Source organism: Rhodovulum iodosum (assembly GCF_041020385.1).
In the GTDB taxonomy this organism is placed as follows: domain Bacteria; phylum Pseudomonadota; class Alphaproteobacteria; order Rhodobacterales; family Rhodobacteraceae; genus Rhodovulum; species Rhodovulum iodosum.
In genome coordinates this window covers 533,646-555,721 of the sequence record NZ_JBEHHI010000003.1, presented here as the reverse complement: position 1 = coordinate 555,721, position 22,076 = coordinate 533,646, and the positions used below count along the sequence as shown (strand labels likewise).

17 protein-coding genes and 1 pseudogene are annotated in these 22,076 nt (G+C 66.5%); 9 read left to right on the top strand and 9 right to left on the bottom strand.

Annotated elements, in window-relative coordinates:
* Positions 1-204 precede the first annotated feature (204 nt).
* Positions 205-381: pseudogene (locus Ga0609869_RS16780) on the bottom strand (transposase); the annotation flags it as partial.
* Between the two features lie 363 nt (positions 382-744).
* Here Ga0609869_RS16780 and ppk2 point away from each other — a divergent pair.
* A complete protein-coding gene (ppk2, locus tag Ga0609869_RS16775; protein WP_125403633.1) occupies positions 745-1,560 on the top strand; it encodes a polyphosphate kinase 2 in 816 nt (271 codons plus the stop codon).
* A 24-nt stretch (positions 1,561-1,584) separates the two neighbouring features.
* On the opposite strand, the gene Ga0609869_RS16770 is transcribed toward ppk2, so the two are convergent.
* Together Ga0609869_RS16770 and Ga0609869_RS16765 are read right to left on the bottom strand one after the other, a co-directional pair.
* Positions 1,585-1,827, bottom strand: a complete 243-nt coding sequence (locus tag Ga0609869_RS16770) for a hypothetical protein (RefSeq protein WP_125403632.1) — start codon at positions 1,825-1,827, stop codon at positions 1,585-1,587.
* 51 nt (positions 1,828-1,878) lie between these two features.
* On the bottom strand, positions 1,879-3,729 hold the full coding sequence (locus tag Ga0609869_RS16765) for a Na/Pi cotransporter family protein (protein ID WP_125403631.1): 1,851 nt from the start codon (positions 3,727-3,729) through the stop codon (positions 1,879-1,881).
* 192 nt (positions 3,730-3,921) lie between these two features.
* Between Ga0609869_RS16765 and Ga0609869_RS16760 the strand changes: the two genes are divergently transcribed.
* From Ga0609869_RS16760 to Ga0609869_RS16735, 6 genes are all read left to right on the top strand, one after another.
* Entirely contained in the window at positions 3,922-4,725 is an 804-nt protein-coding gene (locus Ga0609869_RS16760; protein WP_125403630.1) for a DeoR/GlpR family DNA-binding transcription regulator, read from the top strand.
* A 62-nt stretch (positions 4,726-4,787) separates the two neighbouring features.
* A complete protein-coding gene (phnD, locus tag Ga0609869_RS16755; RefSeq protein WP_125403629.1) occupies positions 4,788-5,768 on the top strand; it encodes a phosphate/phosphite/phosphonate ABC transporter substrate-binding protein in 981 nt (326 codons plus the stop codon).
* A gap of 54 nt (positions 5,769-5,822) precedes the next feature.
* Positions 5,823-6,620, top strand: a complete 798-nt coding sequence (phnC, locus tag Ga0609869_RS16750) for a phosphonate ABC transporter ATP-binding protein (RefSeq protein ID WP_125403628.1) — start codon at positions 5,823-5,825, stop codon at positions 6,618-6,620.
* Complete coding sequence (gene phnE, locus Ga0609869_RS16745) at positions 6,617-7,429, top strand: phosphonate ABC transporter, permease protein PhnE (protein WP_125403627.1); 813 nt, start codon at positions 6,617-6,619, stop codon at positions 7,427-7,429. The genes phnC and phnE (Ga0609869_RS16745) overlap by 4 nt, the downstream gene beginning before the upstream one ends.
* Positions 7,429-8,244 carry a phosphonate ABC transporter, permease protein PhnE gene (gene phnE, locus Ga0609869_RS16740; protein ID WP_125403626.1) on the top strand — a complete coding sequence of 272 codons (816 nt, stop codon included), beginning with the start codon at positions 7,429-7,431 and terminating at the stop codon, positions 8,242-8,244. Before phnE (Ga0609869_RS16745) ends, phnE (Ga0609869_RS16740) begins: the two co-directional genes overlap by 1 nt.
* On the top strand, positions 8,244-9,143 hold the full coding sequence (locus Ga0609869_RS16735; protein WP_125403625.1) for an HAD-IIA family hydrolase: 900 nt from the start codon (positions 8,244-8,246) through the stop codon (positions 9,141-9,143). The genes phnE (Ga0609869_RS16740) and Ga0609869_RS16735 overlap by 1 nt, the downstream gene beginning before the upstream one ends.
* A gap of 10 nt (positions 9,144-9,153) precedes the next feature.
* On the opposite strand, the gene Ga0609869_RS16730 is transcribed toward Ga0609869_RS16735, so the two are convergent.
* From Ga0609869_RS16730 to Ga0609869_RS16720, 3 genes are all read right to left on the bottom strand, one after another.
* Positions 9,154-10,635 carry an inorganic phosphate transporter gene (locus Ga0609869_RS16730; protein WP_125403624.1) on the bottom strand — a complete coding sequence of 494 codons (1,482 nt, stop codon included), beginning with the start codon at positions 10,633-10,635 and terminating at the stop codon, positions 9,154-9,156.
* 44 nt (positions 10,636-10,679) lie between these two features.
* The gene (locus Ga0609869_RS16725; RefSeq protein ID WP_125403689.1) at positions 10,680-11,147 is read right to left on the bottom strand and encodes an NUDIX hydrolase; all 468 of its coding nucleotides are present in this window, start codon (positions 11,145-11,147) and stop codon (positions 10,680-10,682) included.
* Between the two features lie 587 nt (positions 11,148-11,734).
* Positions 11,735-11,980, bottom strand: coding sequence for a hypothetical protein (locus tag Ga0609869_RS16720; RefSeq protein WP_148102853.1), 246 nt, complete (start codon positions 11,978-11,980; stop codon positions 11,735-11,737).
* Positions 11,981-12,605: 625 nt separating this feature from the next.
* Between Ga0609869_RS16720 and Ga0609869_RS16715 the strand changes: the two genes are divergently transcribed.
* Entirely contained in the window at positions 12,606-13,625 is a 1,020-nt protein-coding gene (locus Ga0609869_RS16715; protein ID WP_125403622.1) for a threonine aldolase family protein, read from the top strand.
* 406 nt (positions 13,626-14,031) lie between these two features.
* Here Ga0609869_RS16715 and Ga0609869_RS16710 read toward each other — a convergent pair whose 3' ends face one another.
* The gene (locus Ga0609869_RS16710; RefSeq protein ID WP_125403621.1) at positions 14,032-14,877 is read right to left on the bottom strand and encodes a transglutaminase-like domain-containing protein; all 846 of its coding nucleotides are present in this window, start codon (positions 14,875-14,877) and stop codon (positions 14,032-14,034) included.
* Between the two features lie 274 nt (positions 14,878-15,151).
* Positions 15,152-16,411 carry a DEAD/DEAH box helicase gene (locus Ga0609869_RS16705; RefSeq protein ID WP_125403620.1) on the bottom strand — a complete coding sequence of 420 codons (1,260 nt, stop codon included), beginning with the start codon at positions 16,409-16,411 and terminating at the stop codon, positions 15,152-15,154.
* Between the two features lie 510 nt (positions 16,412-16,921).
* Here Ga0609869_RS16705 and Ga0609869_RS16700 point away from each other — a divergent pair.
* Entirely contained in the window at positions 16,922-20,932 is a 4,011-nt protein-coding gene (locus tag Ga0609869_RS16700) for an AMP-binding protein (protein WP_170168758.1), read from the top strand.
* An 87-nt stretch (positions 20,933-21,019) separates the two neighbouring features.
* Here the strand turns inward: Ga0609869_RS16700 and Ga0609869_RS16695 are convergent, their stop codons facing one another.
* On the bottom strand, positions 21,020-22,039 hold the full coding sequence (locus Ga0609869_RS16695) for an FAD-dependent oxidoreductase (protein WP_245972127.1): 1,020 nt from the start codon (positions 22,037-22,039) through the stop codon (positions 21,020-21,022).
* Positions 22,040-22,076 lie beyond the last annotated feature (37 nt).

Genomic DNA, 22,076 nt, shown 5'->3' with positions numbered 1-22,076 from the left:
GGTCGAGTCACGAACCGCCGTTTGCGCCGTGCATCATATGAATGGACGAACTGGAGCGGCCTCTCGGCGGGATACCATCAATACCGAATGGAGGGTCTATGCGCGGCGCGGGGCTGCGGACTTTCGCCGCGACGGCGGCCAACGGCCGGTAAGGCTTGAAAGCCATTGTTGGTGAGCTGCGCCACATGGGTTTGTTTCACTCCCGTACCCGTTCCGCCACGTCGTGCGTTCGCCGTTGCGTTCGTGCCGTCCGGCGCCGATCAGGCCTTCCACGTCGTTCTCCATGATCAGCTGGAGCACGGCCTCGGCGATGCTGCGCAGGAAGTCGCCCTGGTCGTGCTTGGCCAGAAGCTCGGACAGGTCCATGTTGGTCTTGGTCATCGGGGTCTTCGTAAGGTCCATGGTTGAAGTCGTCAAAATCCACCTCGACCATACACCTCGATGGCCACCCGGGCTCACACCGTCGAAGGTGACGAAATTACACCAGTTCCTCAAACGCTAACTCGAAATGCCCGACGACGGGAGCAACCCGAGCCGGCACAGCTTTGCATGCCCTGGATTGCAGGATGCCTGACGCGCGGACATGCCTGGTGACCTATTACCCGCGTTCCAGGCCGCATCGCGTATCGGACTGGCGCGGCCTGTCCGGCAAGGGGCGCTGTGTCGCTGCACCGGATGGGGGTTTTGCGAACCTGCCGTGAGGGCTTAGGATGTCGCGAAACGGCCTGATCCCTGGAAACACCAATGTTCGAAAATTCGGCGAAGGCATCGAATAAGGTTCGCAAAAAGGTATACGCAGCCGAACTCGCCCGACTGCATGTGGAACTCGTCAAGCTGCAGGAATGGGTGAGGGCCAGCGGCCACAAGGTCGCCATCCTCTTCGAGGGGCGCGATGCCGCCGGCAAGGGCGGCACGATCAAGCGGATCACCGCACCGCTCAACCCGCGGGTCTGCCGTGTCGTCGCTCTGCCTGCGCCGACCGACCGGGAAAAGACCCAGTGGTATTATCAACGCTACGTCGCGCACCTGCCCGCGGCCGGTGAGATCGTCCTGTTCGACCGGTCCTGGTACAACCGCGCCGGCGTCGAGCGCGTGATGGGTTTTTGCTCGGACGAGGAATACCGGGAATTCCTGCGAAGCTGCCCCGAATTCGAGCGCATGCTGATGCGCTCAGGCGTCCAGCTCGTCAAGTACTGGTTCTCGGTTAGCCAGCAAGAGCAGGATCGCCGCCTGCGTGCCCGGCTCGACGACCCCACAAAGAAATGGAAGCTCAGTCCGATGGACCTGGAAGGGCGCAATCGCTGGGTCGAGTACTCGCAGGCGAAGGACGCGATGTTCGCCCATACCGACACCGAGGACTCGCCTTGGTATGTCGTCGATTCCGAGGTCAAGCGACATGCCCGGCTGAACTGCATCAGCCACCTGCTGTCGCTGATCCCATACAGCGCCGTCGCGCAGGAGCCTGTCGCCCTGAAGCCAAGGCCGCCGGAGCGACACGTTGAGCGCGCCCCGATCGAAGAACAGGAATTCGTACCGGAAATTCATCGCAAGCTGATGTGACGGCCGCCCTTGCGCGGGTCGTGTTCAGTCCAACTCGTCCAGCAACCACCGCGCGCGGGCGATCTGTTCCCGCGCGATGCCGAGCTTGCCCGTCAGGCGTTCGCGTTCCCCCGGGTCGGTCTCAGCGTCAAACCTGGCCTTGAGATCGACCTGTTTTTTCTCAAGCTTCGCCAGCACCTTTTGCACGTGGTCCGGCTTGATCTCGCTGGTCTGGCCCTTTTCAAGCCGTTGCTTATAGTCGGCCACCTTTGCGGCGAGCTTCTTCAACCCCATCGGTAATTTTCCAATCCGGCCGTCCATCCGGCCATGATAGCCTCGTCACATGACAGTTCTGTTGCGGTCCGGTGTGCCCCCGGCATGCTGGCCCGCAGCGGAGTCTCGTGCGGCATCCTGTAAGTCCTCCTCGTCGAACCCGATCAACTGTTCGACCTCGGCCACGGCCCTGTCCCGCTCCACGTAATAGGCGCGGGCCGCCGCGACGAGGCCACGCATCGCCCCGTAGGCATATCCTGAATCGTTGAGAAACGAGGTCGCCGCGGCCGGGCTGATATGGCCCTTGCGGATCAGGTCTTCGACCCGGCGCGCGGACGAACGCGAGTCGTCTTCGAGCTGCGCCCGCTCCTGATCCAGCCACAGCACGCTGCGCTCCTCTTCCGTGGCGAGGTCGAACTTTCGGATTTCCACGATGACGCGGGCGATTTCGGTGCGCAGCCCGTCATAGAGATCGGTCACCTTGCCCTGCGGATGCGTGGTGTAGCGAAGCACGTTCTTGCGCAGGTGCTTGACCGATTTCACCGCCGTGACGATCCCTGTTGCCACGTCCCGCAGCGCGTAGATGCGATCGGCAATCTCGGGCGCCAGGCGCTTGCCGCCGACCCGCGTGGTGAAATCGACGATGGCCGCGTGAAGCGTCTTGATCTTGCGCTCGTAGCGCTCGTCGATATCCAGCTCGATAATGGCGCGGCTCTGCCGGACCGCCTGGGCGATGTTATCGGCCTCGAATACCTCGCTCCGATGCAGGTTCAGGCCGTGAAAGATCAGTTCGGTCGCGTTGTCATAGAGGTGTAGCACCTCCTTGCGCAGGGCGCTTTCCAACGTTTCGGGAAACTGGTCGATCGCCTCGTTCAGATAGCGTGGCTGGCTCACGTCCGGCACGGGCTCGCCGATCCGCCGTTCGAGAAAGACCACCAGCCGCCCCAGCACCGGCAGCATCAACAACACGCCGAGCACGTTGAATATGGTGTGGAACACCGCCAACTTGAGCGCGTAGTCGCTGGCCGCGATACCGACAAGCGCGCTGATCCAGTCGACCGCCTCGCGCAGCGGCACGATCAGGGCCAGCGCCACCGCCGCTGTCGTAAGGTTGAAGATCAGATGCGCCAGCGCCAGCCGCTTGCCCTGGAAATTGGCGCCGAGCGAGCCGATGATCGCGGTGACGGTGGTGCCGATATTCGCCCCGATGGCCAGCGCAAGCGCGTTATCGTAGGTCAGCTGGCCCGCGGCGAGGGCCGTGATGACCAGCACCATGGTGGCATGGCTGGATTGCATGATGACCGTCGCAACCATGCCGAAGGCTGAGTAGACCAGCAGGCCCACGAGCCCGGGCAAGGCGAACCGCGTCAGGTCGATCTGGTCGCGGAACGCCTCGAACCCCTCTTTCATGTGGTGAATTCCGAGAAACAGGAACCCCAACCCGCCGAGGGCATAGCCGGCGCCGCGCCACAGCTTCTGTTTCTGGAAGACCATCACGATGCCGACCGCGATCATCGGCATGGCGTAAGAGGCGATATCGACCTTCAGCCCCAGCCCCGCCACCAGCCAGGCGCCCGTGGTCGTGCCGATATTGGCGCCAAAGATGATGCCCACGCCGCCGACCAGCGAGATCAGCCCGGCGCTGAGGAACGAGATGGTGATGACCGAGACGAGCGAGCTGGATTGCAAAAGCGTCGTCGAGACGATCCCGAAGGACAGTGCGCGCCCGGTCGACCGGGTGGCCGCCGTCAGCAGCCGTTCCAGCCGGCCGCCGCCGAACAGCTTGAAGCCGTCCTCCAGCATCAGCATCCCGAAAAGGAAGATCGCCACGCCCGCGGCGATTTCCTGCACGTCCGGGCTGAACCAGAAGGCGAAAAGAAGTGTCCCGATCGCGACCGGAAGGTAGTATTTTCTCATCGCACCGTTCTTGCCCCGTAAGAGCCATGCCTGGGGCTGCCCTTGGGCGCATAGCGCGCCGTTTCCGTAAAAGCCCGTCATGAAAGCTTCACAAGGGGGCGTGTGAATTGGCAACAAATTTCTTGCATTTTGTGGGATTTCCCTCGTTCCATGGACGGGGGGCGCTGCCCCCACGCGGCGCGGGGAGAGAACATGCAGCTGTCGGCGCATCGGGGCGAGACAACACGCCCGCGGCTGGCCAAGGCCGAGCGGCGTGAGCAGATCCTGCTTGAACTCCGCCTGCGGCCCCATGTCGGAATCGCAGAGCTTGCCGCGCGCTTCGGCGTGTCATCCGAGACCATCCGGCGCGATTTCGAGGAACTCAGCCAGCACGGGCTGTTGTGCCGGTCCCATGGCGGGGCCTCGGCTGCGCCACAGGGGCGCTATCCCGATTTCGACGAGCGCAATCAAAACCGGCTCGAAGAGCGGGAAAGGATCGGCCGCCGCGCGGCCGAGCTGGTGCAGCCGGGCGACGTGGTGATGATCGATTCCGGGTCCACGACGCTGCAGGCCGCCCGTTTCATCGCCCATCGTGATGTAAGCTGCACGGTCATCACCAACAGCCTGCCGGTGACGATGGCGCTGGGCCAGAGCGCCGCGGTTCGGGTCATCGTGGCACCGGGCGATTACGACCCCGCCGAGGCCGCCGTGACCGGGACCGAAACCGTCGACTTCCTGAAACGTCATCGCGCCGGGCGCTGCATGATCGGCGCCACCGCGCTGGCCGTGGACGGGGTGTTCGAAACGGTGCGCGGCTTTGCGGCCGTCAAGCGGGCGATGCTGTCGGTCAGCCGCGAAAGCCATCTGCTGGTCGACAGCGCCAAGTTCGACCGGCACGGCATGGCCCGCGTCGCCGCCCCCGAAGAGATCGGGTCGGTCGTGACCGACCGCGCCCCGGCGGGCGCGCTGAGCGCCATTCTGCAACGGCGGGGGGTGGCGATCACCAGAGCAACGTAATCAGACAGTTACAAGAAGTGCCGGGGGCAACCCGGCCTGATCCAATCAAGGGAGACGAGACAATGACCAGACTGACCACGCTTTTGACCACGGTCGCCGCTGCGGCGGCTCTGGGCGCCTTCGGAATGGCCGCCCAGGCGCAGGAGGATTGCCCCAGGGGCGACCTCGACGACCGCTTCTGCGACCGCGACGGCGACCTGATCGCCGACATCCCCGAGGAGTCCGACCAGTGGCTCGACCCCGATACGCTGGTTTTCGCCTATACCCCCGTCGAGGACCCGGCCGTCTACAAGACCGCCTGGGCCGATTTCCTGACCCACCTGGAAGCGGAGACCGGCAAGGAGGTGATGTTCTTCCCCGTCCAGTCGAACGCCGCCCAGATCGAGGCGATGCGCTCGGGCCGGCTGCACATCTCCGGCTTCAACACCGGCTCTAACCCGCTGGCGGTCAATTGCGCCGGTTTCCGTCCGTTCACCATCATGGCCGCGCCCGACGGCAGCTTCGGCTACGAGATGGAAATCATCACCTATCCCGACTCGGGCATCGAGAGCATCGAGGATATCAAGGGCGGCAAGCTGGCCTTCACGTCGCCCACCTCGAATTCGGGTTTCAAGGCGCCCTCGGCGATCCTGAAGGCCGATTACGACATGATCCCCGACCGCGATTTCGAGCCGGTCTTCTCGGGCAAGCACGACAACTCGATCCTGGGCGTCGCCAACAAGGACTACCCGGCTGCGGCTGTGGCCAACTCCGTGATGGGCCGCATGATCGAGCGTGACGTCGTCGCCGAGGACCAGATCGTCTCGATCTACAAGTCGCAGACCTTTCCGACGACAGGCTACGGCGTGGTCTACAACCTGACACCGGAGTTGCAGGAAAAGATCCAGAACGCCTTCTTCAACTTCGAATGGGAAGGATCGAGCCTGCTGGAAGAGTTCGAGAAGAACGGCGAAGGCCAGTTCATTCCGATCACCTATCAGGAATACTGGGAGGTGATCCGCAAGATCGACGCGGCCAACGACGTCAGCTACGCGTGCGAATGACGCGACCGGGGGCGGTGTGATCGCCGCCCCCAACGAACCTACGGGGAGGCGGGAATGCTGAGGCTGGAGGGTCTGACAAAGACCTACAAGACGGGCGACCAGGCGCTGAAGGATATCGATCTCGAAGTGCCGAAAGGCCAGGTCATGGCGCTGATCGGGCCGTCCGGGGCGGGCAAGTCAACGCTGATCCGCTGTATCAACCGGCTGGTGGAACCGACATCGGGCAAGGTGCTGCTGGACGGCACCGATATCGCGCGTCTGCCGTCGGGGCCCCTGCGCCGGGCCCGGCGCGAGATGGGCATGATCTTTCAGGAATATGCGCTTGTCGAACGTTTGACGGTGATGGAGAACGTGCTGTCCGGCCGGCTGGGATATGTCGGCTTCTGGCGCAGCTTCACAAGGCGTTACCAGCAGGCGGACGTGGACGAGGCGTTTCGCCTGCTCGACCGTGTGGGCCTGCTGGCCATGGCCGACAAGCGCGCCGACGAGCTTTCGGGCGGGCAGCGCCAGCGGGTGGGGATCTGCCGCGCGCTGATCCAGAACCCCAAGCTTTTGTTGGTGGACGAACCTACCGCCAGCCTCGACCCCAAGACCAGCCGCCAGATCATGCGGCTGATCTGCGAATTGTGCGCCGAACGCGGGCTGGCCGCGATCATCAACATCCATGACGTGGCGCTGGCGCAGAGGTTCGTCTCCCGCGTCGTCGGTCTGCGCCTGGGCGAGATCGCGTTCGACGGTGCGCCGGATGGCCTGACGCCCGAGGTGCTGACCTCGATCTACGGCGAGGAAGACTGGGAGGCCACGATCGAGAAAGTCGACGACCCCGAAGAAGATATCGAGGCCGCGGAATGAGCAACGAGCTGCACGACCTGCTGGGCAAAGGCTGGAAAAAGCAGCCCTTCATCAAGCGGGCCTGGCTGCGCTGGTCGATCTACGCGGGCTTCGTCGCCTACCTTGTCGCGGCTTTCGCCACGATCGAGGTGAACTGGGCCCGGGTCTATGAGGGGCTGGACCGAGGGGCGGCCTTCGTCATGGCCTTCACCCGGCCCGACTTCGTCAGCCGCGCGGGCGATATCTGGACCGGCATGGCCGAAAGCATCGTGATGACGGTCGCCGCATCGGTCGTGGGCATTGCAATTTCCATTCCCATCGGGCTGGGGGCCGCGCGCAATATAGCGCCCTTGCCGGTCTACCTGATCTGCCGGGGTATCGTGGCCATCAGCCGCGCGCTTCAGGAAATCATCGTGGCGATCCTTCTGGTCGCGATCTTCGGCTTTGGCCCGCTGGCGGGTTTCCTGACGCTCAGCTTTGCGACCATCGGCTTTCTGTCCAAGCTCTTGGCGGAGGATATCGAAAGCATGGACCGTGCGCAGGCCGAGGCGATCCGCGCCTCGGGCGCGCGCTGGATGCAATGGATCAATTACGGTGTCCAGCCGCAGGTAATGCCGCGGCTGATCGGGCTTTCGATGTACCGGCTCGACATCAATTTCCGTGAAAGCGCGATCCTGGGGCTGGTGGGCGCGGGCGGTATCGGGGCGACGCTCAACACCGCCTTCGACCGCTACGAATACGACACCGCCGCCGCGATCCTCATCCTGATCATCGTGATCGTGATGGCATTGGAATATCTGTCGGGCGTCATCCGGGCGAGGGTGCAGTAATGCCGGTTCTCGAAAAGGGCGATACCCAGATCTGGCGCCGCCGCACCCAGGGCCAGGCGCTGACCCATTGGGCGGCGTGGCTGATCGGCACCGCTGTCTTCGTCTATTGCTGGCAACAGATTTCCGAGGCGACGACATGGTTCTTCGTTTGGGACGCCCCGCGCATCGCCGGCGATATCTGGACACGGGCCACGCCGCCGCGCTGGGAATACATCGCCCAGTTGGGCCGACCGATCTGGGACACGCTGAACATCGCCACGCTGGGCACGCTGATGGCGCTGGTCATGGCGGTGCCGGTGGCCTTTCTGGCGGCGCGCAACACCACGCCGTCAAAGCTGTTCATCCGGCCCGTCGCGCTCTTGATCATCGTCTCCACCCGCTCGATCAACTCGCTGATATGGGCGCTCTTGCTGATTGCGATCATCGGGCCGGGCGTCTTCGCCGGGGTCATCGCCATCGCGATCCGGTCCATCGGGTTCTGCGCCAAGCTGCTCTACGAGGCGATCGAGGAGATCGACCATGCCCAGGTCGAGGCGATTACCGCCACCGGGGCCAGCCGCTGGCAGGTCATGGCCTACGGGATCGTGCCGCAGATCCTGCCCGCCTTCGCCGGGATCGCGGTGTTCCGCTGGGACATCAACATCCGCGAATCGACCGTTCTGGGGCTGGTGGGCGCGGGCGGCATCGGGCTTCAGCTTCAGTCCTCGCTGAACGTTCTGGCCTGGCCGCAGGTCAGCCTGATCCTGCTGGTGATCCTCGCCTTCGTGGTGCTCAGCGAGTGGGTGTCGGCAAAGGTGCGCGGGGCGATCATCTGATGATGCTGACATCGCAGCAGGCGTTCGACGCCTACGAGGCGGCGCGCGCCCGCCTGCCCGTGCCGGTGGCCTCGGGCGGGCCGCGGCAATCGGAAACCCTGGTCGAGATCGCCGACGATTACGACGTGTTCCTGCTGGATGCGTTCGGGGTGCTGAACATCGGTGAATCCGCCATCCCCGGGGCGCCGGAACGCGTGGCGGACCTGCAGGCCGCCGGCAAGCGGGTGATGGTGGTGTCGAACGCCGCCGGCTATCCCCATGCATCGCTGATGGCGAAATACGCCCGCCTTGGCTACGACTTCGCCCCCGAGGACGTGATCACCAGCCGCAAGACGCTGCTGGCCGCGGTGCGGGCCGCGCCCGCCCGCCACTGGGGCCTGATGGCCACCGAGTCCCTTGGCCGGGCCGATCTGGAAGGGCTCGACCTGACCTATCTTGCCGAAGACACTGCCCCCTACGCCGAGGCCGAGGCGTTCCTGCTGCTGGGCTCTGCCGCCTGGACCGAAGAACGCCACGCCCTGCTGGAGCACGCGCTCAAGGACCGTCCGCGCGAGGTCTGGGTCGGCAACCCCGATATCGTCGCCCCGCGCGAGCAGGGCTTTTCCGTGGAGCCGGGCCATTTCGCGCACCGCTTGGCCGAGGCCACGGGCGTCGCGCCCCGGTTCTTCGGCAAGCCGTTCGGGAATATCTACGACCTGGCCTTTGCCCGGATCCGCGACGTGCCGCGCGACCGGGTGCTCATGGTTGGCGACAGCCTGCATACCGATATCCTCGGCGCGCAGACCGCCGGCGTCGCCTCGGCGCTGATCACCGGCTACGGCTTTTTCGCCGGCGCGGATGTGAATGCGGCCATCGAGCGGGCCGGTATCGCGCCCGATCATCTGGTCCAGCGCCCCTGAGGCCCCAGCGTCACCCCATCAGGCCGCGCAGGATCAGGAACATCCCGCCAGACAGCAACGCGGCGGCGGGCACGGTGATGACCCAGGCCGCGACGATGGTCATGAAATGCGACCGCCGGACAAGCTTGCGTCGCCGGCGTTCCTCGGCCGCGAGGCGCTTGGCCGGCGGTCGGTTCAGCTTGATCTTGCTCACCCGGCGCTCGGCGTGCCATTCGCGGAAGAATCCGACGCCGAAGACACCCCCCACCGCGATGTGGGTTGAACTGACCGGCAGGCCCAGCCACGAGGCCACGATCACCGTGATCGCCGCGGCCAGCGCCACGCAATAGGCGCGCATCGGGTTCAGCTTGGTGATCTGGCTGCCGACCATGCGGATCAGCTTGGGCCCGAACAGCATCAGCCCGAACGAGATGCCGAACGCGCCGATGATCATCACCCACGCCGGAATCGCGACCTTGCCGGCGAAGGTTCCGAATTCCTGCGCATGGACGATGGCGGCCAGCGGCCCCACCGCGTTGGCCACGTCATTGGCCCCGTGGGCGAAGGACAACAGCGCCGCCGAGATCACCAGCGGCACGCCGAACAGGATTTTCAGCGACTTGTTGCGGTTCTCCATGCCCTGCGCCTGCCGCCGGATCAGCGGAATCGCGATCAGGTAGCAGATCAGCCCAACGGCAAGCCCGATCATCAGGGCGGCGGGCAGGTCGATCTCGATGACCCGCTTCAGCCCCTTCAATGCCAGATAGGCCGAAAAGGCCGCCGCCATCACCCCGATCAGGACCGGCACCCAGGTTCGGGCGGCCGCGATCTTGTCGTCGCGATAGATGATGCGCCACTTGATGAAGGCCAGAACGGTCGCCGCGATGATCCCGCCCAGAAGCGGCGATACCACCCAGCTGGCCGCGATGGCGCCCATCGTCGGCCAGTTCACCGCCGAAAGTCCCGCCGCCGCGACCCCGGCGCCCAATACGCCGCCCACGACGGAATGGGTGGTTGAGACCGGTGCGCTGAACCAGGTCGCGATATTCACCCAGATCGCCGCCGACAACAGCGCCGACATCATCGCCCAGGTGAAGACACGGGCGTTTTCCACGCTGACCGGGTCGATGATCTCCTTGGAAATCGTCGAGACCACGTCGCCGCCGGCGATCAGCGCGCCGGCGCTTTCGCACACCGCGGCCACCACGATCGCGCCGGTCATCGACAGCGCCTTGGCCCCTACGGCGGGCCCCATGTTGTTGGCCACATCGTTGGCGCCGATGTTCAGCGCCATGTAGGCGCCGAAGGCCGCCGCCGCCACGATGAAGAGCGCGCCCTGCGCCTGGCCGGTGATCACCGCCGCCGCCAGCGCTGCGATCACGATGAAGGCCAGCGAGATGCCCACGCCCGTCAACGGACGCGACATGTGCATCGTGGCGTATTCGACCCGCGAGAGCCGGTTGAGATCCTTGTCCAGCGTGCGCCACTGGTAGTTCTTCGAACTGTCGGTCACGCGCCTATCCGAGCTTTCGGGCCATTTACGTCGGCGAGCGGATATCAGGTCCGGAGGTCGGGCGGAAGGTTTTCGAGCAGCTCTTTCAGGTCAGGCTCTGCCACGGCGGCCGCGGCCTCTTGCGGGCTCATCCACTGGCGCGTTCTCACCGACATTTCTGGGAAGGTTTCGTCGAGGTTGTCCACTTCGATCGCATAGACATCGACCTCGGTGACGACCGGCACGCCGCCCTTCAGGCGTTTGTCGTATCGGTAGTGCCCGATCTTGCGGGGGGCCGCCCCTTTCGAGCGGACGCCGGCCTCCTCCCAGGCTTCTTCGCAGGCGGAGCCCTTGGCGTCGAAGCCGGGTTTCAGCCATCCCTTCGGCAGGATCCAACGACCCGTATCGCGCGACGTGATCATCAAAATCTCGGGGTCCCGGTCGCCCTTGCGAAAACACAGAGCCGCGACCTGAAACCGCGCCGGTCGGCGCAGCAACGGCGAGAGCGTGTTATTCCACAAGGTTTTCAGCATCCGATCCCTCAAGTCATAAGGCAGGGCCATTGGTTAGCAGTATTCGCAAACAGATGCGAGCCGCTGTGGGCCTGCAGCATGGAAGAGCAGCGACAAACGCCACGGCCCAAAGCTGCATCTGCTAAAAGGGGCATTGGCCTATCGGCGTGCCGAACCCCCTGACGGTCAAATCCGGCGGGTTTCGGGGGGCCGTTTTTTCGGTCTCGCCGGTTCTCGTTCACGGGGTCGGGCGTCTTTTTTCTGCTGGTCCCATGGAGGCCAGGGCACCGTCCCTGTTTCCCATGCCGTGGCTCGTCTGCACGACCGGTGGGTATCCGGCGAATTCCGCTTGGGGCCGTCATTGCCCCAGGTCAGGTGATGCCGGTACGTGGCGCCATGCGCGGCCTATGGGGATGGCGGCAAGATGAATCGACCGGAATAAGGGCCGCCATGCGGCGCGGCGAGATCTCGGTCAGCCGCTCGTCGTCCACCGATCTCGGATGGCTTCGCTGCTGCACTGAAAAAAGGGTCGGAACAAATTAAATGGGGCCGGGCGGTGTCCGCCCAGCCCCAGGTTGGGGGTTATTATGATCGGCCGAAGGCGACCGTTACTCGGCGGGGATCACCTTGGCCGAGCCTTGCGCCCTGCGGCGACGGCTTTCGGCAAGCTGTTCCTCGGTCTGGCGCTTGTTGATGTAGGCGAACGCAACGACAAAGCCGATGGTGCCGAGCATGAGGGGGCCGATGATATCCATTTCCAGTTCCCATTCGTTGTGTTTGGTTATGACAGGGATACGCCGCGAAGCACTATGCAGATCAATGCTCGCCTGAAAAAATACGAAAAAATTCTGCATACGATTGCATGCTTTGCGATAAGGAGTTGATTGGTAAAGAGGAATGCCCGCCCGTCTGGGTGTCATCAAACGAATGTGAGATTGGGCGTCGACCGCGGCACGAACGCTTGCCAGCCGGGACAAGGACGGATGAAGCGTAAATCATGGGCAAGCTTGTGCTTGCGGCCGTCGAGCCGGTGCCTGCGTCGACAGCATCGCCGTGCGGTCATTGCAGATCCTGCCCGGTTCGGCGTGGATTAGCCCGCTCCGTCAGGGCGATATACTTAATGGCGATTGAGAAAAGCCCTGTCCTCAGACAGGCGCGCCCAATTCCAAGTCCAAAGGAAACAGATTACTTCGCAGCGCAGGCAGGAGCCGCAATCCCCGCGCGGGCGGCGGGTCGAATTCGATATTGGTTTCGCCACCACCGGCTGCACGGCTGCGAAAGCCGTTTGTCCATGGCCCGGGCCAGCCCCGGAGCGGTTTTGCTACAAGGTCAAGCTGCGCTTTCTTTCCGAGATGAAAGCCTTTGTTCACTTGGGACTTGGCGTCGATTGCAGGCGTGAACGGCAAGCGACAGAGCGCGTCGACATATCGATTTGCCGGCCTACCTCCGTTGGGCCGAAATGAATGATGTACATGGCTCATGCACGACTTCTATTCCGATACCCAAACCCGCCCGACCCGCGCGATGCGCGCAGCCGCACTGGACGTGCCGCTTGGGGACGAGCGGCATGACGCGGACCCGGCGACGCTGGAGCTGTGCGAGCGGGTCGCCGAGATGCTCGGCATGGAGGCAGCTTTGTTCCTGCCCTCGGGCACGATGTGCAACGAGATCGCCATCGCGGTCCACACCCGCCCCGGCGACGAGGTGATCTGCACCCGCGAAAGCCACATCATCTTCGCCGAAAGCGGCGGGCCCGCGGCCTTGTCTGGCGTCATGATGCACCCGCTGGACGGCGAGCGGGGGATGCTGACGCCGGGGCAGGTGGCCGCCGCTATTCGCCCCCGCTCTGCCCATGCGCCGCGCAGCCGTCTGCTGGTGGCCGAGCAGACCGCAAACCTGGCCGGCGGGGCGGTCTGGCCGCAGGACCAACTGAACGCCGTGGCGCAGACGGCGAAAGAGGCCGGGCTGGCGACCCATCTCGATGGCGCCCGGATTCTGAACGCGCAGGTGGCGACGGGCATTCCGGCCGCCGAATATGCGCGCGGCTTCGACAGCGCCTGGATCGCGTTCACCAAGGGGCTGGGCTGTCCCGTCGGCGCGGTACTTGCCGGGTCGCGCGATTTCGTGGCCGAGGCGTGGCTTCTGAAGCGGCGCTGGGGCGGCGCGATGCGTCAGACCGGCGTTCTGACCGCGATGTGCCTCTACGCGCTCGACCATCACGTCGCGCGGCTGGCCGAAGACCACGCCCTTGCGCAGTCCATTGCAGAACGGCTGGCGCAGTTGCCCGTAATCGCGCGCCTTCTCCCGGTGGAAACCAATATCGTGATCGCCGATCTGGCCGAAGAGGCCCCGACCGCGCGCGATGTGGCGCGGCACCTGGCGGAAAGGAACGTCACGGCCACTGTTGTGGGGCAGCGGCGACTCCGCATCGTGACGCATCTGGACGTCGGCCCGGCCGATGCTGACGCGCTGATCGCGGCGATCGGTGATATCGGTTAGGGACCGCTACAGGTTTCCGAATACTCCGCGATCGGAGGTTGCAGCAATGCTCTCTGAGACGCGCCCATCCGGCCGGAACTCGGTGTTCCTGGCGTATGGCGTGGGGGTGAGACGGACTTTTCTGCCGCAACCGGAACCCGACCGGCTTTTGTGATGTCACGCGTCCTTCGAGGCAAGTGCGTTTGCCACCACGAAACGTCCCCCCCCCTGACGCGGCTGTGTCGATCTCGGCATCGCGCTTATCTGCAAAGAGTGCGGACCGCTGCCTGGCCGTGTCCCGCTGACACGCGCTTCAAGCCGATTCATTCCAGATCCGTTGGGAGGGCCGCCCGGCGACCCTGCAAGCGGCAGGCCTTGGCGCGCATGCAAGGCGCGCTGGCGTCTGCGCGGCCTCTGTCCGTAGGGGTCAGGCCGGCCCTGGCGGCCCGGTGGGCGCGTCGGGCGTGTCCTCGATCTTGTCGATCCAGACTTCGAAATTCGTCAACTCGTGCAGGCCGAAGCTGTGGGTCAGCGGCACGTCGGCGGCATCGCGGCCCTGCGCGATGAGAACGCGGCCGAAGCGGATATCGTTGTTGCGCGGATCGAACACCCACCACTTGCCGCCGAGATAGACCTCCATCCAGGCGGCAAAATCCATCGGCGGGTAGGGGGGCGGCTGGTTGATGTCGCTGACATAGCCCGTGCAATACCGTGCCGGGATATTCAGGCTACGGCACAGCGCGACGGCCAAATGCGTGAAGTCGCGGCACACACCGACGCCCTCGTTCAGGGTTTCGACGGCTGTCCGGGTCGGGCGCGAGTGTTCATAGCCGAAGCGGACGTGGTTGTGCACGAAGTCGCAGACCGCCTGCACCCGCGGCCAGCCCAGCGGCTGGTGATTGAACTGGTTCCAGGCGAAATCGGCCAGAACGTCGGTTTCGCAGTAGCGGCTCGGCAACAGATAGGTCAGCGCGTCGCTTGGCAATTGCTCGACCGGGTGCTGTTGGGCCGACAGGTCGACAGGGTCGGAAAGCCCGCTGTCGCGGATCACGCCGTCGGTCGAGACCGTCATCACGCCGGCGGGTGCGACCAGCCTGTTGCACCAGTTGCCAAAGCCGTCGCGGTACGCCTCGATCGGGACTGCGGGGTCCGTCACCAACAGGTCGGGCCGCTCAAGATCGCTCGCACGCGAATAATGCACGTTGAGCAAGAGGATCATCGGGGTGCGGGCCGGCAGTTGAAAGGAAAGCCGGCAGCCTAGTCGCATACGCATTATCGTGCTCCCGAAGGTTGCTGTGGCGGGCTGAAGGGAAGATGCATCATGGCTCGCGCCCGGTGGTCAGCATCGTGTCGCGTCAATCGCTCCTGCTCACCGTAATCCTAGCTTTTCGGCCCATTTCGTAAAGCCGCCCTGCCGATGACAGGACTGCCGCGCGGAACCGGCCGGCCGCGATGTCGAGCGCGGGAGCGGCGCCGCCGGCCGTGGTTGCCGGGAACGCCGCCCATTCAAGCCCGATTTGTTCGACGCGCGCCGGTGACGCGCCCGATCAGGCCGCGCGGCGGCGGCGCGGACGCCGGCGCTTGGGCCCGGCGGGTTTCTCGCCACGGGACTGTGCGCCCGGTTTCGCGCCGCGGCGGCGGGGTTGACCGGCGCCCCGGCCGGGTGCGCCGGTCAGCGCCGGCTTGGTGCCGCTGGCCACCGGGATCTCGACCTTCATCAGTTTTTCGATCTGGTGCAGCAGGTCGGCCTCTTCCGGCGTGCAGAGCGCGATGGCCTCGCCCTCGCGCCCGGCCCGCGCGGTGCGGCCGATGCGGTGGACGTAATTGTCGGGCACCTCGGGCAGGTCGTAGTTGACGACATAGGCCACGCCGGGAATGTCGATGCCGCGGGCCGCCACATCGGTGGCGACCAGCGTGGTGACAGTGCCGTCGCGGAACGCCTTGATGGCGCGGTCGCGCTGGCCCTGGCTCTTGTTGCCGTGGATCGAGGCCGCGTTATGGCCGTCGGCCACCAGCCCCTTCATCAGCTTTTCCGCGCCATGCTTGGTGCGGGCGAAGACCAGCGTCAGCGCGTCCAGGTCGCGCGACAGGATTTCCCGCAGCCGGGCCGGTTTCTGGGGTTTGTCGACGAAATGCACCGACTGAGAGATCTTGTCGGCCGCCTTGCCCGGGGGCGAGACCTGCACCTTGCGCGGGTCGGTCAGATAGGCGCGGCTCAACTCTTCCATCTGTTTCGACATGGTGGCCGAGAACAGCATGGTCTGGCGCGGCGTGCCCAGCCGCGGCGCGATCTTGCGCAGCGCGTGGATGAAGCCGAGGTCGAGCATCTGGTCGGCCTCGTCCAGCACCAGGTGCCGGACCGCGCCCAGGTCCACCGCGCCGCGATCCATCAGGTCGATCAGGCGGCCCGGGGTGGCCACCAGTATGTCGGTGCCCCGGCCCAGGGTGGTGATCTGCCGGTTGATGGATTGCCCGCCCACCACGGTGGCGACACGGATGCGCGTGCCCTCGGTCAGGGCGCGCAGGCTCTCGGCGATCTGGTTCGTCAACTCGCGCGTGGGGGCCAGGATGAGGGCCTTGGCGGTCTTGGGTGCAGGCTTGCCGGGCTGTGCCATCAGGTGGTCGATCAGCGGCAGGCCAAAGGCGAGGGTCTTGCCGGTACCGGTCTGGGCCAGGCCCATGACGTCATGCCCCGCCATCGCAAGCGGGATCGCCTGGTTCTGGATCGGGGTGGGTTCGGTAAAGCCGGCACGTTTCAGCGCGTCGTTCAGGGCCGGCGCAAGGCCGAGCATGTCGAAATCGAACAAGGAGTATCCTTTTCAGGCCGCGGGGCACGCAATTGGCCAGCGCGGCGATATTGCATGGCCGCGCATGACAGCGCGACGCACGAGGGTACGGCGCGGCCTCTAGACAGGCGGGCGTGTCCCGCGCCGTCCGGCCGTCGCATCAGGAACCCTGCGTGATGGGGAACTGGAAATCTGCTGTGCGCTGTTGGCCCCTCGGGGCACGGCATGCTCACGCGGCTGCTCAGCGTCCCTGTGCAAATGGGCTATTGCCGGCACTCTGTCAAGCGCCATGGCGAGACCGGGCGCGGCGTGCATCGCGTCGGGCTGCGGAAACGAAGTGTTCATCGAACGCTCCGCGTGCGCTGTGTTTCCAAGATGATGGACGCGCGGATAAGTGATAAATGCTATTTATGTATTGGGATCGGCAGCCATGCCCCCCGGCCCCGCACATATTGTTCATCCTACACGGCCGGCTTTACACAGATGCGCCATGTTTTTCGCCCTAACGGCCTGCCAGCCTCGGCATCTCCCGTGCCGCGGCCCGCGACAGCGAACCAGACGCGCTATGTGACGGCCGAGCTGGCCGGCGTGGGCTCTTACATGATTTCCATGGGCCACCGCGTCGAGGGGACGCTCGATGCCGAGCGTCTGCGCCGGGCCTTTGCCGAGGTTGTAGGCCGGCACGATGCGTTGCGCACCGGCTTTGCCGTGCAGGGGGCGGCGGTTCATGCGCTGGTCTTCCCCGAGCCGCACTTTTCCTATCACCACACGACACTCGCCGATGCCGGGCCCGAGGCGTTTCGCGCCTGGGCCCTTGCGCGCGTCTTTGACGGTGTCCGGCCCGGCGACCCGTCTACGCTGGTGCGGCTGCTCGCGGCCGAGGGGCCTGGCTACTGGCGGTTTGCCGTCGCGCTCCACCACGCGAACTCGGACGGGTTTTCGCGCGGCGTGGTCAACAAGGAGCTGCTGAAGCTCTACGCAGGCGAAACCCTGCCCGCGCCCGGTTCGTATTTCACCTTTGTCGACGGAAAGCAGGCCGCACCGGTCGATGACAGCGCGCTGGCCGCGTTCACCGCCGCCTTGCCGGGCCCCGCACGCATCCCCGCCGACGGCAGGGCCGGGGCCGGGGACGATGCGCTGGGCCTGTTCGTCGAGCGCGAGATCGACGGCGTTTCGCCGGGGATACGCGCCACCGCCAAGGCGACGGGCGCCACCAAGTTCGGGGTTTTGAGTGCCGTCTACGCCCTGGGCCTGCATGCCTTTACCGGAGAGACCCGGCTGTCGAGCTTTTTTCAAAGCGAAGGCCGGCGGGCAGTCGGCGCGCCGAACTCGGTGGTGGGCCCTTTCTCGAATACGCTGCCGCTGGATCTGAGCGTCGAGCCCGACCTGGCCTTCGGCGACTTCGCCCGCTTGATGACCGAGCGCGTGCACGCCACGCTGAGCCACGAAACCGCCCCGGTGCTGGACCATGTTATCGGCGCGCGCAAGGCCCCCAACGTGTCGCTGAACATGTTCCCGCCGGCGGCGCGCATCAGGGCCGGAACGTTGCAGGTCGGCCCCCGGGAATTTCTGGACCGGCGCACCGAATACGACCTCAACCTGGTCTGGACCGAAGATGGCGGTGTGCTGCGGGGGCGGGGGTTTTACGACGCGCGGCAGCTCTCGGCCGAGCGGGTCGCGCTGTTTCTCGATCTGCAGGCCCGGCTGATCGCGGCGGTGCTGGACGACCCCGAACGCCCCTGTCGGCAGATCGTCGAGGCCGCGCGCGCCGGACGCGCGGCGCGCCTGCCCGCGGCGGCGGCAGGGGCACCGCCGGACGGCTGCATCCATGACGCCTTTTTCGCACGGGCCGCCGCCGACCCGGATGCGCCCGCGATCATCACCTCGAATGGGACCACAAGCTACGGCGCCCTGCGCGCGCAGGCGCTGCGCATCGCAGCGGCGCTGGCCGGGGCCGGCGTCGCCGCCGAAAAGCCCGTCGCCATCCTGACCGGCCGCGGCCCCGAGATGGTGGCCGCGATGCTGGGCGTGTCGGCGGCTGGGGCCTCGTTCGCCGTGATCGACGCAAGCTATCCGGCGGAGCGTGTCGCCGCGATGCTGGAGGTATTGGGCGCGCGCCGCGTCATCTGCGCCGATGGCGGCTTGGCCGCGGGCCTGCCGGAGCACCTGGAGGTCCTGTCGCCCGCTGACGCCCAAGACGCCCAGCGGCCGCACGGGGTGGCGCGGGCGCAGGCCTATCACCTGTTCACATCGGGCACGACCGGCAGGCCGAAACGCATCACCCATCCCGACGCGACCCTGATGCGGTTTGTCGCCTGGCAGGCCGGCCGGATGACCGGGCCGACGCCGCCGCGCACGATGATGGTCGCCGGGTTGTCGCATGACCCGGTGATGCGCGATATCTTTCTTCCGCTGTCCACAGGCGGCGCGGTGGCGATCCCCGATAGCGCGGAAATGGCCGATCCCGCCGCGTTGCGGCGGCTGTTGCGGCAGGCCCGGGCCGACATCGTGCACCTGACGCCGGCCAGCGGGCGGCTGCTGACCCTTGGCGCGGGCGCGGGCGAGACCTTCGGGCATGTCCGGGTGGTGGTGTGGGGCGGCGATGTGCTGTCGCCCGGCACCGTGACCGCGTGGCGCCGCCGCGCGCCGGCGGCGCGCCAGTTCAACCTCTACGGCACATCCGAAACGCCGCAGGCCGCGCTGATCCACGAGGTTGCCGGCGCCGACCTGGCCGGGCAACGCGTTCCCGTGGGCGCCCCGGTGCCCTGGACCGGCGTCCGCCTCGAGGACGGGCACGGCACCCCGGTGGGCCCGGGCGAACTCGGCGAGATCGTGATCGAACTGGCCGACCCTGTCCTTGGCGCACATGACGGGCCGCATGGCGCGGCGGGGCGCCCGGCACAGGTACACCGCACTGGCGATCTGGGCGTTCTGATGCCCCGGACGGGCGTGCATTTCATCGGGCGCCGCGACGGCCAGGTAAAGCTCAACTCGATCCGGATCGAGCTGTCGGAGGTCGCCGCCCAGGCGGAATGGGTGCCCGGCGTGCACCAGGCCGAGGCGCTCTTGTCGGAGGGAGAGGGCGCCGAGCTGTGCCTGTTCGCCGTCGCGGGACAGGCAGAGGTGACCGATGCGTCGCTGCGCGCCGCGCTGCACCGCGCGCTGCCCGGCTCCATGGTGCCGGGCCGGGTGCACCTGCTAGACCGTTTGCCCGTCACACCCAACGGCAAGATCGACAAAGCCGCGCTTATGGCGCATGACGCAGCCGCGCGCGCGGCGCCGCGTGAAACCAGAAGCCCGCTGTCGGGTCACACCGAAACGGCGATTGCCGCCATTCTGTCCCAGAACTCGGGACTGAATGTCGATGACAGCACCGTCTGCCTTGCCGATCTCGGCGCCGATAGCCTGTCGGTGATCGAAACGCGCATCGCGCTGGAAAAGCTGGGGCTCGACCTGCCCGATGGCTGGGAATGGATGAGCGTCGCCGCGCTGGCTGGCCATGCCGGGGCGCGCATCCCGACCCCGCGCAGCTTGCCGGGCTGGGTGCGGCCGATCCGGCTCGACAGTTTTATTGCGCTGCGCACGCTGGCGATCGCCTATATCGTGGCCCACCATTCCGGCATTCACAAGTTCGGCGGGGGGTCGGTGATGCTGATCGCCCTGGCGGGTTTTGCCTTCGGGCGGCTTCAGTTGCCCGCGATCCTGCGCGACGACCGGACGGGCCGTTTGTGGGCGCTCCTGGTCAAGCTGCTGGTGCCGCTCGTCCCGAGCGCGCTGCTGATCTTTGCGGTGCATAGCTATGTCGGCAACTCGCCGCACCCCTCGGCGGTGCTGTTTTACGAAAACCTGTCACCGTTCATCGACACAGTGCTCTTGCAGAAGGTCAATACCCACCACCACATCACCCTGCTTTGGTTTCTGCACGCCTATCTCCAGTTGTTCCTGGTCATCGCCGTGCTGCTGACCTTTGCCCGGCTGCGCACGGCCGCCGCCGCCGACCCCTGGCGCGCGACGCTGATCTTCGCCCTGGCGGCCGAGGGCGTGGCGGTGGGCACGGTTCTGGCAGCGGGGGCGTATGACGGCGATCTGGGACATGTTGCGGCCATGCTGCGCGGCTCGCCCACCACGCTGATGCCAGTGCTGGCGATTGGCGTGCTTGTCGCACTGTCCGATACCTCAGGGCGCAGGGTGGTGGCCGCGGCGCTTGCGTTGGTCCATTTCGCGCTTGGGGCGATCGGGCCTCTGGGCGGGGACGAGGGGCTTTGGCTGCTGGCGCTGGCCGCGACGATCCTGGTGCCCTATCTCAGCGTGCCCGCGGCCGGGTCCATCGTGCTGATCGCGATCTCGGCCCATGCGCTGATGATCTATCTCACCCACCGGGCCGTCAGCTTTGGCCTGACGGCCGCCTTCGGCGAGAGGCCGCCTTCGGTGGTCGTTCTGATCGTCGCGCTGGGCACGGGCGTGGCGCTGGGGATCGGGCTGCGGCCGGTACTGAGAAGGCTGGGCGTGAACCGGCTGGCGGAACGGCGGCTGTCGATCTGATGCGCGACAACCGGGTGATGCCGCGCCCGGCATGCGCGGACGCATGGCGGGCGCATCGGGGCTGCCGCGATGCAGAGCGGACGGCGCTCAGGCGAAATCGCCCGCCGCAGCGGCCTTTGCCGATAGCAGGGCCCCGGCGACGGTCCGCCTGGCGGCCTTGCGCGCGTCCCCGAGGATGACGGCCTCGCGGCGTTGCGTGGACCGGCCCTGCGCATCGGTCGGGCACCAGCCGGTGGCATCGACCAACCCGGCGGTACGCGCGATCCGGCCCGCCTCCTGGAGGGTCACGAAGTTCACGACATCGGCGCGCAGCAGGCCTGCATCGGTTTCCAGCGTCCCGCGCGGGACATCCACGCCCAGCACGGTGCCGCCGGCCGAGGCGCGGCGCCAGTCGGTGTCGGTGCGCAACCCCAGCTCGGCCCGCCGCCGTTCGAAGCGGTCGGCCAGATCGGTCCCCGCGGTGCCATCGAGAACCGTCAGCCGGCCCCGTGGGCGCGTCCGGTCGAGAAGGGTGGCCATTTGAACGGCGCGGTCGAGGGCCGCCTCCGGGTGGCTCGGCACGGCCGGTAGGCGCAGCACGACATGCCCGGCCTCGGGCAGGGCGGCCAGTTGGGCCTTGAGCCGGCGCGCTTCGCGGGCGCTGCCCCAGGCCGCGGGCCAGAGATGGCGCGCCACCTCGCCGAAGCCCGCGATGGGCTCTGCAACAGCGGCGGTTCCCGGCGCCAGAAGCAGCCTGTCAAAGGCCATGGACCGGCCGCTGAAAAGGTCGAGGCGCGCGGCGGTCCAGTCGAGATCGACGACATCGTCCAGCACCACGTCGACCCCGGCACGACGCAGCGCGCCGAGATCGGGGCCGGCCGCGGGCCGGTCGAACGCGGCCGCCTCGGCGCGGCCCAGCCGCCCCGGGTCGCGCTCGACCAGCAGCACTTGGGTGTCGGGGCGGGTCTGGCGCAGCGCCAGCGCGGCCGCGGCACCCGCGGGGCCGCCGCCGACCACGACAACCCGGCTGCGCGCCCGCAGAGCGGTGGCGGCCACCCCGCCGGCGCCGGCCGCGGCGGCCCCGGCGACGAGGTATTCGACGAAGCGTCGGCGGTTGAGTGTCTGCATTATCCAATCTCCATGGCGTTGGACCGGCTGTCGCGCG